Below are 12,935 nucleotides of genomic sequence, written 5' to 3' on the forward strand. Positions count from 1 at the left end.
CGGCCGCGTCCCAGCCGGCGGCGGTGCCCCCGGCCGACGAGCCCGCGGCGCAGGAGTCGGAGAAGCCGGCCGCCGCGGAGGTCCAGCCGACCGAGAAGGCACCCGCCGAGAAGATCGAAGCGGCGCCGGTGCCGGCGGGTCCCACCCCACCGGCCAAGACGGTGAAGTTCGTCGAGAAGTTCCTGTCCCGGCACGGCGGCGCGGCGGACGTCGTCCTCCAGCCCGTGGGCCGCTGCGGGGTCCGCGTCACCCTGGTCGGCGCCGACGGCGTGCTGGGGGACACGATGGTCGACAGCCTGTCGCAGGCCGAGGCGGTCCGCGACGGGATCTCCGGCCTCACCGGATCGGACTGGACGCGCGAGCTGGTCTCGCGTACCGATGTCCCCGCCGGACACTGGAAGCGCATGGCCGGATCGGGCTCCCTGGTCTGACCTCCCGCGCGACAACAGCGGCCCCGCCGATCGGCGGGGCCGCCGTTGCTTCTTCGGTCGGCCTGGTGCGCGCCCCGAAGGGACCGGAGAGGACGCGCACCGGGCCATCACCCGTACAGAGGCGACGCGTACCCCGCGACCCTACCGGGGTCGGCGACCCTGTCAGGCCGGCACGCGGTCCCGGATGACCCCCGCCGCCCACAGGGCGCCGGTGACGGCGGTGATCGCACCCGCCAGGGTCACGTGCGCCACGACCAGTAGCTCGGGCACCCCGAGCTGGTACTGGGTGATCCCGATGACCGCCTGCGCCGCGATGAGTCCGATGAGGATCGTGCTCCGCCGGATCGCGGGGCCCTCCGTCCGCAGCGCGACGAGCCCGGCCAGCAACCCGATGAGCAGGCAGACGTAACCCACCATGAGTTCGGCGTGGAAGTGGACGAGCCACTGGATGGGCATCTGGAGTCGATCTGCCGCGGTGATGCGCGCGTCGCCGGCATGGGGTCCGGCCCCTGTCACCATCGTCCCGGTGGTGAGGACGCCGGTGAGCAGGACGGCCGACAGCACGGTCAGCCACGTCATCGGCTTGGGCATGACCCGCCGGGGCGGCGCGGTGTCGGCCTCGCCGATGCGGACGAAGAGGACGGCGGCGAGCCAGGCGAGGATCATCGAGGGCAGCAGGTGCAGCGCGACGGTCCACCACGCGAGGCCGGCCAGGACGGTGATCCCGCCGATCACGGCCTGGGCGAGGATGCCCGCCGGCATGGCCCAGGCGAGGACCTTGAGGCCGCGGCGGCGCCCGGCGCGGTACACCGCGAGGAGCAGCGCCACGGCGACCGCCGCCAGGACGAAGGTGAGCAGGCGGTTGCCGAACTCGACCGCCTGGTGCAGCGCCGGTGCGGCGCCGGGGACGGGCACGAAACTGGCCTCGTTGCACTGCGGCCAGGTCTCGCAACCCAGACCGGAGGCGGTCACGCGCACGGTGACGCCGGTGGTCATGATGCCGATCTGGGCGATGACGCTGGCGAGCGCGACGCCCTTCTGGACCCGGATCGACGGAACGGGCAGGCGGGACAACGGTCCGGTCGGTCGCCCGGGGTCGCTCGCGGCCGGGGTTCCGGAGGTCGGGGCGTGCGATGTCGAGGTCACGGCCCCGATTCTAGGCCGCGGCGCGCCGGGGTCTGCTATCAGGTGAACGAGAAGTGACGCACGGCAAATCCGCCGCACACGGCCGTCCAGAGGACCAGGGACAGCGCGGCCAGGGCGGGGACGCCACCGGCGAGCGCCGTGCCCAGCGCGGAGGTCAGCGCGTAGGAGGGGACGACGACGAGGAGGTCGGCCACCGCGGAGGGGAGATCGACCACCCCGATCGCGAGTCCGGCGCCCCCGATGAGGACGAACCAGATGAGGTTGGCCAGGGCCAGGACGATCTCCGCACGCAGGGTGCCCCCGAGTAGGAGCCCCATGGCGGAGAACGCCACCGATCCCAGGGCGATCACGAGCGCCCCCAGCGCCAGCCCCGGGAGTTCGGGCCGCCATCCCAGCAGCGCCGCGATGACGCCGAGGACGACCGCCTGGCCGGCCACCAGCACGAGCGTCGCGAGGATCTTGCCGAGGATGATGACCGCCGGCGGCAGGGGGGTGCCCCCGAGACGTTTGAGGGCGCCGTACCGGCGGTCGAAGCCCACGGCGATCGCCTGGCCGGTGAAGGCTGTCCCCATGACGGAGATGGTCAGTACCGCGGTGATCGCGTGATCGACCCGCGGATCCGGTACCGCACCGAAGTCGATCGCGGTGAGGCCGAAGAGGATGGCGACGGGGATGACCAGGGCCACGAGGAGCTGTTCACCGTTGCGCAGGAACAGGGCCAGCTCCATACGGGTCTGGGCGGCGGTCATCCGGGCCGGGGACGCCGGCGCCGACGGGCGGGCGAAGGTGCCGGGGGCGAAGCGGTTGCCGCCGGTCTGGGTGTGGGTCATCGCAGTTCCCGTCCGGTCAGGTCGAGGAAGACCTCCTCGAGACTCCTGGTGCGGGTGGCCAGGGAGGTGAGTTGGACGCCGGCACGCTCGAGGGCTGCACACATGGCGGTCATGAGTTCGGGGGAGACCGGGCCGTGGACCTCGAGGACGCCGGCGGCGGTCCCCGCCGCGACCGTGTGCTCCCCACCGAAAACGCCGGCGAGCAGCGACGGGGACACCTCGCCGTCGACGACGAGGGTGACGCCCTCCGCGGTCCCGGCGCGTTCGAGTTCGGCGGGCGTCCCGGAGGCGACGCGTCGGCCGTGGTCGACGATCACGACCTCGTCGGCGAGCGAGGCCGCCTCGTCCATGAGGTGGGTGGTGAGCAGCACCGCGGCGCCGTCGCGACGCAGCGCGTGTACGAGGTCCCACACGGCCCGGCGTGACTGGGCGTCGAGGCCGGCGGTCGGCTCGTCGAGGAAGACCAGCTCCGGCCGGCCGATGACCGCGATCGCCAGGGACAGCCGCTGTTGTTGGCCGCCGGACAGGCGCCGGTACGGGGTCCGGACGTGCTCGGTGAGCCCGAGTTCGCCCAGCAACCAGTCCGGATCGAGGGGATCGGCGTAGTAGGACGCCACCAGCCGGAGCATCTCGCCCACCCTGGCGGCGGGGTAGGAGCCGCCGCCCTGGAGCATCATCCCGATGCGGCTGCGGACCCGCTGGCGATCGATGACCGGGTCCAGGCCCAGCACCCGCACGGTGCCCGCGTCGGGACGGGCGAATCCCTCGCAGATCTCGACCGTGGTGGTCTTGCCCGCCCCGTTGGGTCCCAGCAGGGCCATGACCTGCCCGCGCTCGAGTCGCAGGTCCAGGCCGGCGACGGCGGTGGTCGCCCCGAACCTCTTGACGAGCCCCTCGACGTGCAGCGCGGGCGTATCCGTCGGAGAGGTCACGGGATCCGAGTGTAGGCCGGTCCGGCTAGCGGAAGCGCAACAGCCCCGGCCACCGGAACAGTGCGACGAGCAGGACGGCGACCACCGCCACGGTCGCCGCCCAGGCCTGGACGGTCACGAACGGGGGCAGTCCCGCACCCGGCGGGAGGGTGAAGCAGGCCAGCACCGCGCTGACGGCGACCACCGGGAGGCGGAATTCCACCCGTGAGGCCCACGCGGCCAACGGGACCAGCGCCCACAGGACGTACCAGGGCTGCACGACGGGGAAACACAGGACGATCGCGGCCATGGACACCCCCAGCCCGCCGACCGGGTTGATCCGACCCGCCTGGACCGCGAACAGCATGCGGACGGTGAACGCGCCGGCCGCGACCAGGGCGGCGGTCTGCACCATGACGAGGATCTGTTCGGTGTGGTCCCCGAGCCCGAGATACTGTCCGATCCCGCCGACGATCACACCGAGCGCGGTGGGCGGGGAGAGCCAGCTGCGCAGCGAGGTGGCCGCCCCGAGTTTGGTGATCCAGCCGAGGCCGGACGAGGTGACAACCATCGCCGCCCCGGTGGTCACACCGCTCACCGCCACCATGACCGACGCCGCGCGCAGGGTGGCGGACCAGCTCGCACCCCACCGGCGCGCCAGGGCCATGCCGATGAACCCCAACGCCACCACGGTGGGGAGTTTGACCAGGGCCGACCCGGTGACCAGGACGGTGCCCAGGATGAACAGCGAGGTGGTGCGCCACCCGGATCCGGGGGCGTCCACCGCGCGGAGCGCCAGAACCAGTCCGACCGCCAGCAGGCCCATCATCAGCGCCTCGGAGTGGATGCCGGAGACGAGGTGGAACAGGACCAGGGGGTTGGCCACGGCCAGCCAGAGGGCGGCGACGTCGGACACGCCGCAGTACTCGGCGAGCCGTGGGACGGCCCAGCCCAGCATGAGGATCCCGATCACGGCCACGACCCGGTGCAGGATGGTCCCGGCCACCACGTCGTCGCCGGTGAGCCCGTGGATGATCTTCTGCACCCCCAGGAACAGCGGTCCGTACTGGTTGGGCGTATCGCGCCAGATGTCCGGGACGTTGATGGTGAGCGCGTGGGAGGTCCCCAGTGCAGGGACCGGTCCGAGTTCGTAGGGATCGTCGAGCTCGTTGCCGATCGCTCCCTGTGCCAGGTAGCTGTAGACGTCCCGGCTGAACATCGGCGGCGCCAGCGCGAGGGGGAGCGCCCATGACGCGATCACCCGGTCGAGCGTCGCGCGGTCGATCCGACCACTGATCCGGCCCCGCCGATCCCGCCCGAGCACGTACGGGGCGAGCAGCAGCCAACACAGGGTCACCGTGACCATCCCCGCCATGACGACCGTCATCGAGGACTGCTGCAGGCGCAGCCACAGGCCGAACAGTCGCTCGCCGGCGATCGGGTTCTGCAGGACGGGCAACGCGCCGGCCCCGAGCGCCCCGATCGCCATCGCCACGGCGGCGGTGGTGCCGATCAGACGGATGCGGCGCAGGCGGGCCATCTCCGCGGACAACGGGGACCCGGTGGACAGTTCCTGCGCGTGGAGGCGGGAGGTGACCGACCCGGCACCACGCCTGGGGTAATCGCGTGCCACAGTCCCGACCCTTCCTCCACCGCCGCTGTCGTCGCACACCTCACCCCGGCGGCGCTCCCGGGGGTGGGGGGAATATTTCCGAAACAGAAGTGTTGCGTAATATCAGGAGGTGCGTCCCGACCGGGCGCACCGAGCATAACCGGAAGGGAGTGGCGTATGAGCGTGCAGCACGTGTTCGAGAGCAGCACGCGGCCCGACACCCGCTCGTCGATCCGGGAACTCCTGTTGGAGCGCGGAGCACTCACCGCCGTCGAGATCGGACACGAGCTGGGGCTCACCGCCGCCGGTGTCCGGCGACACCTGGACCATCTGGTCGAGGCCGGCGAGGTGGAGGCCGTCCGTTCGCGGCCGGCGGGAACCCGCGGTCGCCCGGCCAAGGCGTTCCAGATGACCGTCTCCGGTCGCAGCACCGCCCGCCACGGGTACGACCACCTGGCGGTCGAGGCCCTGACCGCCCTGCGTCGAATCGGCGGCACGGCCGCGGTCACGGAGTTCGCCCGCGAGCGGGTGCGCTCGGTGATCGGTCACGTCCGTCCGGCCGAGGGCCCGCACGACGTCGAGCGCGCCGCCACGGACATCACCACCGCGCTGTCCGGTGCCGGCTACGCGTCCTCCGTAGAGGAGGCGGGCACCGGCCTGCAGATCTGCCAGCACCACTGCCCGGTGTGGAACGTCGCCTCCCGGTTCCCCGAACTGTGCGCTGCCGAGCAGGAGGTGGTGTCCGAGATAGTGGGCACCCACGTCCAGCGGCTCGCCACCATCGCGGGCGGAAACTGCGCCTGCACCACCAACATCCCGACCGGGACCGTGACCGTGAGTGACCTCGCGGCCACGATCCCTGCACCGGCCGACGCGTCCGCGTCGGCACCGACCGCCGAAAGGACAGTGCGATGACCATCACCCCCGATCAGGTGACGGCCGACGTCACGGAGCCGACCACCGATGAGGAACGAATCGCCTCCATCGGCCAGTACAACTACGGCTGGCACGACTCGGACGACGCCGGTGCCACCGCGCAGCGCGGCCTGTCCGAGGCGGTCGTGCGTGACATCTCCGCCAAGAAGAGCGAATCCGACTGGATGCTCTCCAAGCGGCTCAAGGCCCTGAAGATCTTCGACAAGAAGCCGATGCCCACCTGGGGTTCGGATCTGTCCGGTATCGACTTCGACAACATCAAGTACTTCGTCCGTTCCACGGAGAAGCAGGCCACCAGCTGGGAGGACCTGCCCGAGGACATCAAGAACACCTACGACAAGCTCGGCATCCCCGAGGCGGAGAAGCAGCGGCTCGTGGCCGGCGTCGCCGCGCAGTACGAGTCCGAGGTGGTCTACCACCAGATCCGTGAGGACCTGGAGAGCCAGGGTGTCATCTTCATGGACACCGACACGGCGCTCAAGGAGCATCCCGAGTACTTCGAGGAGTACTTCGGCTCGGTCATCCCCTCCGGTGACAACAAGTTCTCCGCCCTCAACACGGCCGTCTGGTCCGGTGGCTCGTTCATCTACGTCCCGCCGGGCGTGCAGGTGGACATCCCGCTGCAGGCGTACTTCCGGATCAACACCGAGAACATGGGCCAGTTCGAGCGGACGCTGATCATCGTCGACGAGGGCGCCTACGTCCACTACGTCGAGGGCTGCACCGCGCCGATCTACAAGTCGGACTCCCTGCACTCCGCGGTCGTCGAGATCGTCGTCAAGAAGGGCGGCCGGTGCCGCTACACGACCATCCAGAACTGGTCGAACAACGTCTACAACCTCGTCACCAAGCGTGCCCGTGCCGAAGAGGGCGCCACCATGGAGTGGATCGACGGCAACATCGGCTCCAAGGTGACGATGAAGTACCCGGCGGTCTGGCTGACCGGTGAGCACGCCAAGGGCGAGGTCCTCTCCGTGGCGTTCGCCGGTGAGGGCCAGCACCAGGACACCGGTTCCAAGATGCTGCACCTGGCGCCCAACACGTCCTCGAACATCGTCTCCAAGTCGGTGGCTCGGGGCGGCGGGCGGTCCGCGTACCGCGGTCTGGTCCAGATCAACGCCGGCGCGAAGGGCTCGAAGTCCAACGTCGAGTGCGACGCGTTGCTGGTCGACAACATCAGCCGGTCCGACACCTACCCCTACATCGACATCCGGGAGGATGACGTCACGCTGGGGCACGAGGCCACGGTCTCCAAGGTGAGCCAGGACCAGCTGTTCTACCTCATGAGCCGCGGCCTGGCCGAGGACGAGGCGATGGCCATGATCGTGCGTGGTTTCGTCGAGCCGATCGCCAAGGAACTCCCGATGGAGTACGCGCTCGAGCTCAACCGCCTGATCGAACTGCAGATGGAAGGATCGGTGGGCTGACCACCATGACCGACACCACCGCACCCGAGACCGGGTCCACCCCGGCACCCCTGACGGACCGCTACGGCGTCCCCGTCGACGCCACCAAGGGCGACCAGTTCTCGTCGTTCGACGTGGGCGCCTTCGAGGTACCCAGCCACAAGGACGAGATCTGGCGGTTCACCCCGCTGCGTCGTCTGCGCGGTATCCACGACGGCTCCAACATCACCGCGACCGGTCGCCTGCTGGCGTCCGTCGCCGAGCACGACGGTCTGACCGTCGAGACGGTCGCCATGGACGACAAGCGCGTCGGCGAGGCCGGGGCACCCCGCGACCGCGTCGCCGCACAGGCGTTCAGCTCCGCCTCCGAGGCCACCGTCATCACGGTCGCCAAGGAGACCGTGATCGACGAGCCCGTCTACGTGACCGTCGACGGCCCGGGCGAGGGCGAACTGGCCTACGGCCACACCCAGGTCCGCCTCGAGGCGTTCGCCAACGCCACGTTCGTCGTGGACCAGCGTGGCGGCGGAACGATCGCCGAGAACGTCGAGTTCATCGTCGGCGACTCCGCCCACCTCGAGATCGTGCTCATCCAGGACTGGGACGACGACGCCCTGCACCTCGCGGGTCACCACCTGCAGGTCGGCCGCGACGCGACACTGACCTACACGACGGTGACGTTCGGTGGCGAGCTCGTGCGCGTCTCCCCGTTCGCACGGTTCACCGCCCCCGGCGGCACGGTCACCCTCAACGGCCTGTACTACGCCGACGACGGGCAGCACCTCGAGCACCGTCTTCTCGTGGACCACTCGGAGCCCAACTGCACCTCGCGGATCCTCTACAAGGGTGCGCTGCAGGGCGACGCCAAGTCGAGCCTGCCGGACGCACACACCGTGTGGATCGGTGACGTGCTGATCCGCGCCCGGGCCGTGGGCACCGACACGTATGAGATGAACCGCAACCTTGTACTCACCGACGGTGCCCGCGCCGACTCGGTCCCGAACCTGGAGATCGAGACCGGCGAGATCGCCGGTGCGGGCCACGCCAGCGCCGTGGGACGGTTCGACGAGGAGCAGTTGTTCTACCTCATGTCCCGGGGCATTCCCGAGGACGTCGCACGGCGACTCGTGATCCGCGGGTTCTTCGGCGAGGTGATCAACCGCATCGGCGTTCCGGAGGTGCGCGAGCGGATCACCGAGGCCGTCGAGTTGGAGCTGGAGTCCTCCGGCATCTGACGAGCCCCGCCAGTACATCCCCCACGACTTCTCACACAGATTGCGAGCACTACCCATGACCACTCTCGAGATCAAGGGCCTCACGGCCCGCGTCGCCGCGACCGAGGACTCTCCCGAGACCGTCGAGATCCTCAAGGGAGTCGACCTGACCATCGAGTCGGGCCAGACCCACGCCATCATGGGGCCGAACGGCTCCGGCAAGTCCACCCTCGCCTACGTCATCGCCGGCCACCCCAAGTACGAGGTCACCGGCGGCACCGTGACGCTCGACGGCGAGGACGTCCTGTCGATGGAGGTCGACGAGCGGGCCCGCGCCGGCCTGTTCCTGGCCATGCAGTACCCGACCGAGATCCCCGGGGTCTCCACCGCGAACTTCCTGCGCTCCGCGGCCACCGCCGTCCGCGGTGAGGCCCCCAAGCTCCGCCACTGGGTGAAGGAGGTCAAGGAGGCCATGTCCGACCTCGACTTCGACCCGGCGTTCTCCGAGCGCAGCGTCAACGAGGGATTCTCCGGCGGCGAGAAGAAGCGTCACGAGATCCTGCAGCTGGACCTGCTCAAGCCGAAGATCGCCGTGCTCGACGAGACCGACTCCGGCCTCGACGTGGACGCGCTTCGCGTGGTCTCCGAAGGTGTCAACCGCTACAAGGCGGAGGAGAACGGCGGCATCCTCCTCATCACGCACTACACCCGCATCCTGAAGTACATCACCCCCGACAAGGTCCACGTGTTCGTCGACGGCCGCGTCGCCGCCTCCGGTGGTGCAGAACTGGCCGACGAGCTCGAGGCGAACGGGTACGAGAAGTACCTGACGCCGGCGAACGCCTGACCGGACAGCTGGGAGAACATGACCTCGACCCTCGATCTCACCGCCGTGCGCTCGGATTTCCCGATCCTGCAGCGCACGGTCCGTGACGGAAAGCCCCTGGTCTACCTCGACTCCGGGGCGACCTCGCAGCGCCCGATGCAGGTGTTGGACGCGGAGCGGGACTTCCTGCTGCACTCCAACGCGGCGGTCCACCGCGGTGCGCACCAACTCGCCGAGGAGGCGACGGACGCCTACGAGGGCGCCCGTGCCGACATCGCGCGGTTCGTGGGTGCCGACGTCGACGAGCTGGTCTTCACCAAGAACGCCACCGAGGCGCTCAACCTCGTGGCCTTCGCCCTTGGTGACCAGCGCTTCGGCGAGTACGCGGTGGGCCCCGGGGACGAGGTCGTCATCAGCGAGCTCGAGCACCACGCGAACCTCGTGCCGTGGCAGGAGCTATGCCGACGCACCGGCGCCACGCTGCGTTGGTACGGCATGACCGACGACGGTCGGATCGACCTCGACTCGCTCGAGCTCACCGACGCCGTCAAGGTCGTCGCACTGACCCACCAGTCCAACGTCACCGGCGCGGTGACGGACGTCGCCCGCGTGGTGGAGTCCGCCCGGGCCGTCGGCGCGCTCGTCGTGCTGGACGCCTGCCAGTCGGTGCCGCACATGGCGGTGGACTTCCACGCCCTCGGCGTCGACTTCGCGGCGTTCTCCGGCCATAAGATGCTCGGGCCCACCGGCATCGGCGTCCTCTACGGCCGGCGCGAGTTGCTGCGGGCCATGCCCCCGGTCCTCACCGGCGGGTCGATGATCTCCACCGTCACCATGGAGGAGACGACCTACGCCGACCCGCCCCAGCGATTCGAGGCCGGGGTGCCCATGGTGTCCCAGGCGGTCGGGCTCGCCGCGGCGGTGCGCTACCTCGAGCGGGTCGGGATGGAGACCATCGCCCGCCACGAGGAGTCCCTCACCGTGGCCGCGCTCGACGCCCTCGGCCAGATCCCGGGGATCCGGATCGTCGGCCCGACGGACATGGTCTCGCGCGGCGGCGCCGTCTCCTTCGTCGTGGACGGCATCCACGCCCACGACGTGAGCCAGGTGCTCGACGACGACGGTGTGGCCGTCAGAGTGGGGCACCACTGCGCGTGGCCGCTGCACCGGCGTCTCGGCGTGCAGTCCACCGTGCGGGCCTCGTTCGCGCTGTACAACACCCTCGACGAGGTCGAGGCTCTCGCGAGGTCCCTGCGCCGGGCCCAGCAGTTCTTCGGAGTGGAAGGGGCACTCACGTGAAACTCGAGCAGATGTACCAGGAGGTCATCCTCGACCACTACCGCCGTCCGCAGCACAGCGGACTGCGGGAGCCCTTCGGCGCCGAGGTGCACCACGTCAATCCCACTTGTGGCGACGAGCTGACACTGCGGTTGCGGTTGTCCGACGATCTCGCCACCGTGGAGGACGTGTCCTACGACGCGCAGGGATGTTCCATCAGCCAGGCCTCGACCTCGATGATGGCCGAGTTGCTGGTCGGCCGTCCCGTGGCGGAGTCGCTGGAGGTGGTCGACGCCTTCCAGGCGATGATCTCCTCCCGCGGACAGGACGAGGGCGACGAGGAGATCCTCGACGATGCCGTGGCGCTGGCCGGGGTGTCGAGGTACCCCGCGCGCGTCAAGTGCGCACTGCTGGGCTGGATGGCGTTCAAGGACGCCCTCGGCCGACAGACCGAACACCATCAGGAGTGAGTGACATGACCGAGCAGATGACCCCTGCCAACGATCCGTCGGTCGACGAGTCCGCGTCGACCGAGGAGAACGCCACCCCGGCCGGAACCGTCTACAACGGCGAGTTCCGCCCCGACCCCAACCGGCCGGAGCAGTCCGAGGAGGACCTGGCCCTCGTCGCGGACCTCGAGGAGGCCATGCGCGACGTGGTCGACCCCGAGCTCGGGATCAACGTGGTCGACCTCGGGCTGGTCTACGACATCTGGGTTCGCCCGGGTGAGACCGAGGGCTCGACGATCGCCCGCGTCGACATGACGTTGACCTCCGCGGCCTGCCCCCTGACGGACGTCATCGAGGATCAGGCCCGCAGCGCGACGATCGGCGCCGATCTCGTCAACGACCTCGAGCTCAACTGGGTCTGGATGCCGCCGTGGGGACCGCAGATGATCACCGACGACGGCCGCGAGCAGCTCCGCGCCATCGGCTTCACGGTGTAGCCGCGCCCCGGTCACGCGACAGAGCGCCCGCCCCCTCGAGAGGGGGCGGGCGCTCTTCGTGTCCGGGTCGTTCTTCCGGCTGGGGGCCAGACGACCTGATTGGCTGTTCCGTTCACCGGCCGTTTACGCTGAATACATGTCTCGCCCCGCTGACCGACCGTCAGACCGTCCGGTCGGCGGACCCTCCGGTGGCCCGATCGACACCCCGTCGGATGAGGACCGCGGCGCGGCGGACGCCGCGGCCGGTTCTCAGGACCGGGCCCGGACGATGAGTCTCACCAAGGCGACCGCGTGGGTCGTGCTGCCCCCGTCGATCCTGCTCGCGCCGCTGTCCGGCTTCCTGCTCCTCATGGTCCACCGCACGGGCAGCGACCAGCCCTGGCACACCTGGAACCTCCTGTGGACGGCCTTCGACATCGGCGCCGAGGGCAACATCGCGGTGTGGTTCGCCTCGACGATCTGGCTCCTCGTCGGTATCTTCGCCGCCCTCGCCGCTCTCACCGCCGACAGGTTCTGGAAGTCGTGGTGGCTCTTCGCCGTGGTCGGCGTCACCGCCTCGGTGGACGAGGCCTCCGCCCTGCACGAGCGATTGTTCGTGGTGGGGGACAGGATGGCCCCGTACCTGCCGTTCGACACCTTCTACAACTGGGTGATCCCCGGCGCGATCATCGCGCTGGTCGTCGGAGCGCTGCTGATCCGCCTCGTGTTGGCGCTGAAGCGTCGGGTGGTTCTCGCACTGATCCTCTCGGCCGTGGTCTTCCTGACCGGCGCGATCGTCATCGAGAGCCTGACCGGTCTCGTCCACCGCGCGGACGCCGGCATGTCGACGCCCTATCTCGTCCTGATGTACATCGAGGAGACCTTCGAACTCGTGGCCGTGGCCGTCGCGGCCGTGGCACTGTCGACCATGTTCCACCTCTCGCGGCGTCCGGGCGGCCTGTCACTCACCTTCGACGGGTACCGTCCGCGTTCCGGCTGAGGTGATCGGTACACCCCCGCCCGACGTACGAGCCGACGGGCGCAGCACCGCCGCGACCATCCCGGACTTGTTCCGGGCGGGCATGGAGAACCACATGCCCCACATGGCGGCGGCCACCTGGTAGGAGGGGCTGGCGGCGTCGAGGAACCAGCGCTGACGGCGACCGTCGAGTCGACCGAAGGCGTTGAACAGCGCCCGCAGGGTCCCGTCATCGGCCCGCAGGAGGACACGCAGTCCGACACCGTGGAGGGCCGTGCTCAGCGGCGACCGCGGTGCCGGCAACGGGTATCCCGCCTCGATCGCGTGCACCGCCGCCGGCACCGCCGCCAACATCGCCGCCACCGAGTACCCCGTCGCCGCGTGCCCGTGGCCACCGGCGGTCCCGAACGCCTCGACCCGCGGGTCCTCCGGCAGCCCGGG

The 12,935-nt window shown here is 70.0% G+C and carries 13 protein-coding genes and 1 pseudogene; 9 read left to right on the top strand and 5 right to left on the bottom strand.

Translation table 11 applies throughout. From position 1 onward, the window contains the following. On the top strand, nt 1–431 hold a 431-nt coding region (locus G6024_RS17090; protein ID WP_338122147.1), incomplete at its 5' end, for a hypothetical protein. A gap of 162 nt (nt 432–593) precedes the next feature. Here the strand turns inward: G6024_RS17090 and G6024_RS14535 are convergent. From G6024_RS14535 to mptB, 4 genes are read right to left on the bottom strand one after another with little or no spacing between them, the layout of a single operon-like run. Next, entirely contained in the window at nt 594–1,577 is a 984-nt protein-coding gene (locus G6024_RS14535; protein WP_159149030.1) for a COX15/CtaA family protein, read from the bottom strand. Between the two features lie 38 nt (nt 1,578–1,615). Then, nucleotides 1,616–2,407 (bottom strand): ABC transporter permease, encoded by a 792-nt coding sequence (locus tag G6024_RS14540; protein WP_120283288.1) that lies wholly within the window; start codon nt 2,405–2,407, stop codon nt 1,616–1,618. After that, nucleotides 2,404–3,339 (bottom strand): ABC transporter ATP-binding protein, encoded by a 936-nt coding sequence (locus G6024_RS14545; protein WP_096905450.1) that lies wholly within the window; start codon nt 3,337–3,339, stop codon nt 2,404–2,406. Before G6024_RS14545 ends, G6024_RS14540 begins: the two co-directional genes overlap by 4 nt. Before the next feature lie 25 nt (nt 3,340–3,364). Next, on the bottom strand, nt 3,365–4,951 hold the full coding sequence (gene mptB, locus G6024_RS14550) for a polyprenol phosphomannose-dependent alpha 1,6 mannosyltransferase MptB (RefSeq protein WP_159149031.1): 1,587 nt from the start codon (nt 4,949–4,951) through the stop codon (nt 3,365–3,367). A gap of 156 nt (nt 4,952–5,107) precedes the next feature. Here mptB and G6024_RS14555 point away from each other — a divergent pair, with 156 nt between their 5' ends. The 8 genes from G6024_RS14555 to G6024_RS14590 all read left to right on the top strand — a co-directional run bounded on the left by G6024_RS14555 (nt 5,108) and on the right by G6024_RS14590 (nt 12,515). Beyond that, nucleotides 5,108–5,845 (top strand): helix-turn-helix transcriptional regulator, encoded by a 738-nt coding sequence (locus tag G6024_RS14555; RefSeq protein WP_159149032.1) that lies wholly within the window; start codon nt 5,108–5,110, stop codon nt 5,843–5,845. Continuing rightward, nucleotides 5,842–7,293, top strand: coding sequence for a Fe-S cluster assembly protein SufB (sufB, locus tag G6024_RS14560; protein ID WP_119191701.1), 1,452 nt, complete (start codon nt 5,842–5,844; stop codon nt 7,291–7,293). Before G6024_RS14555 ends, sufB begins: the two co-directional genes overlap by 4 nt. Nucleotides 7,294–7,298: 5 nt before the next feature. Beyond that, entirely contained in the window at nt 7,299–8,507 is a 1,209-nt protein-coding gene (sufD, locus tag G6024_RS14565) for a Fe-S cluster assembly protein SufD (RefSeq protein WP_154827474.1), read from the top strand. 55 nt (nt 8,508–8,562) lie between these two features. Beyond that, a complete protein-coding gene (gene sufC / locus G6024_RS14570) occupies nt 8,563–9,333 on the top strand; it encodes a Fe-S cluster assembly ATPase SufC (protein WP_067716304.1) in 771 nt (256 codons plus the stop codon). 18 nt (nt 9,334–9,351) lie between these two features. Continuing rightward, nucleotides 9,352–10,611, top strand: coding sequence for a cysteine desulfurase (locus tag G6024_RS14575; protein ID WP_120283274.1), 1,260 nt, complete (start codon nt 9,352–9,354; stop codon nt 10,609–10,611). Beyond that, complete coding sequence (gene sufU / locus G6024_RS14580; RefSeq protein WP_120283272.1) at nt 10,608–11,060, top strand: Fe-S cluster assembly sulfur transfer protein SufU; 453 nt, start codon at nt 10,608–10,610, stop codon at nt 11,058–11,060. Before G6024_RS14575 ends, sufU begins: the two co-directional genes overlap by 4 nt. Before the next feature lie 17 nt (nt 11,061–11,077). Next, complete coding sequence (locus tag G6024_RS14585; RefSeq protein ID WP_371517556.1) at nt 11,078–11,536, top strand: metal-sulfur cluster assembly factor; 459 nt, start codon at nt 11,078–11,080, stop codon at nt 11,534–11,536. A 136-nt stretch (nt 11,537–11,672) separates the two neighbouring features. Beyond that, nucleotides 11,673–12,515, top strand: a complete 843-nt coding sequence (locus tag G6024_RS14590) for a DUF8692 domain-containing protein (protein WP_235027928.1) — start codon at nt 11,673–11,675, stop codon at nt 12,513–12,515. Here the strand turns inward: G6024_RS14590 and G6024_RS14595 are convergent. Further along, nucleotides 12,477–12,935: pseudogene (locus G6024_RS14595) on the bottom strand (lycopene cyclase family protein); the annotation flags it as partial. The gene G6024_RS14590 and the pseudogene G6024_RS14595 overlap by 39 nt on opposite strands.

The sequence above is a fragment of the Dietzia maris genome (genome assembly GCF_014144855.1).
Classification (GTDB): Bacteria; Actinomycetota; Actinomycetes; order Mycobacteriales; family Mycobacteriaceae; genus Dietzia; species Dietzia kunjamensis.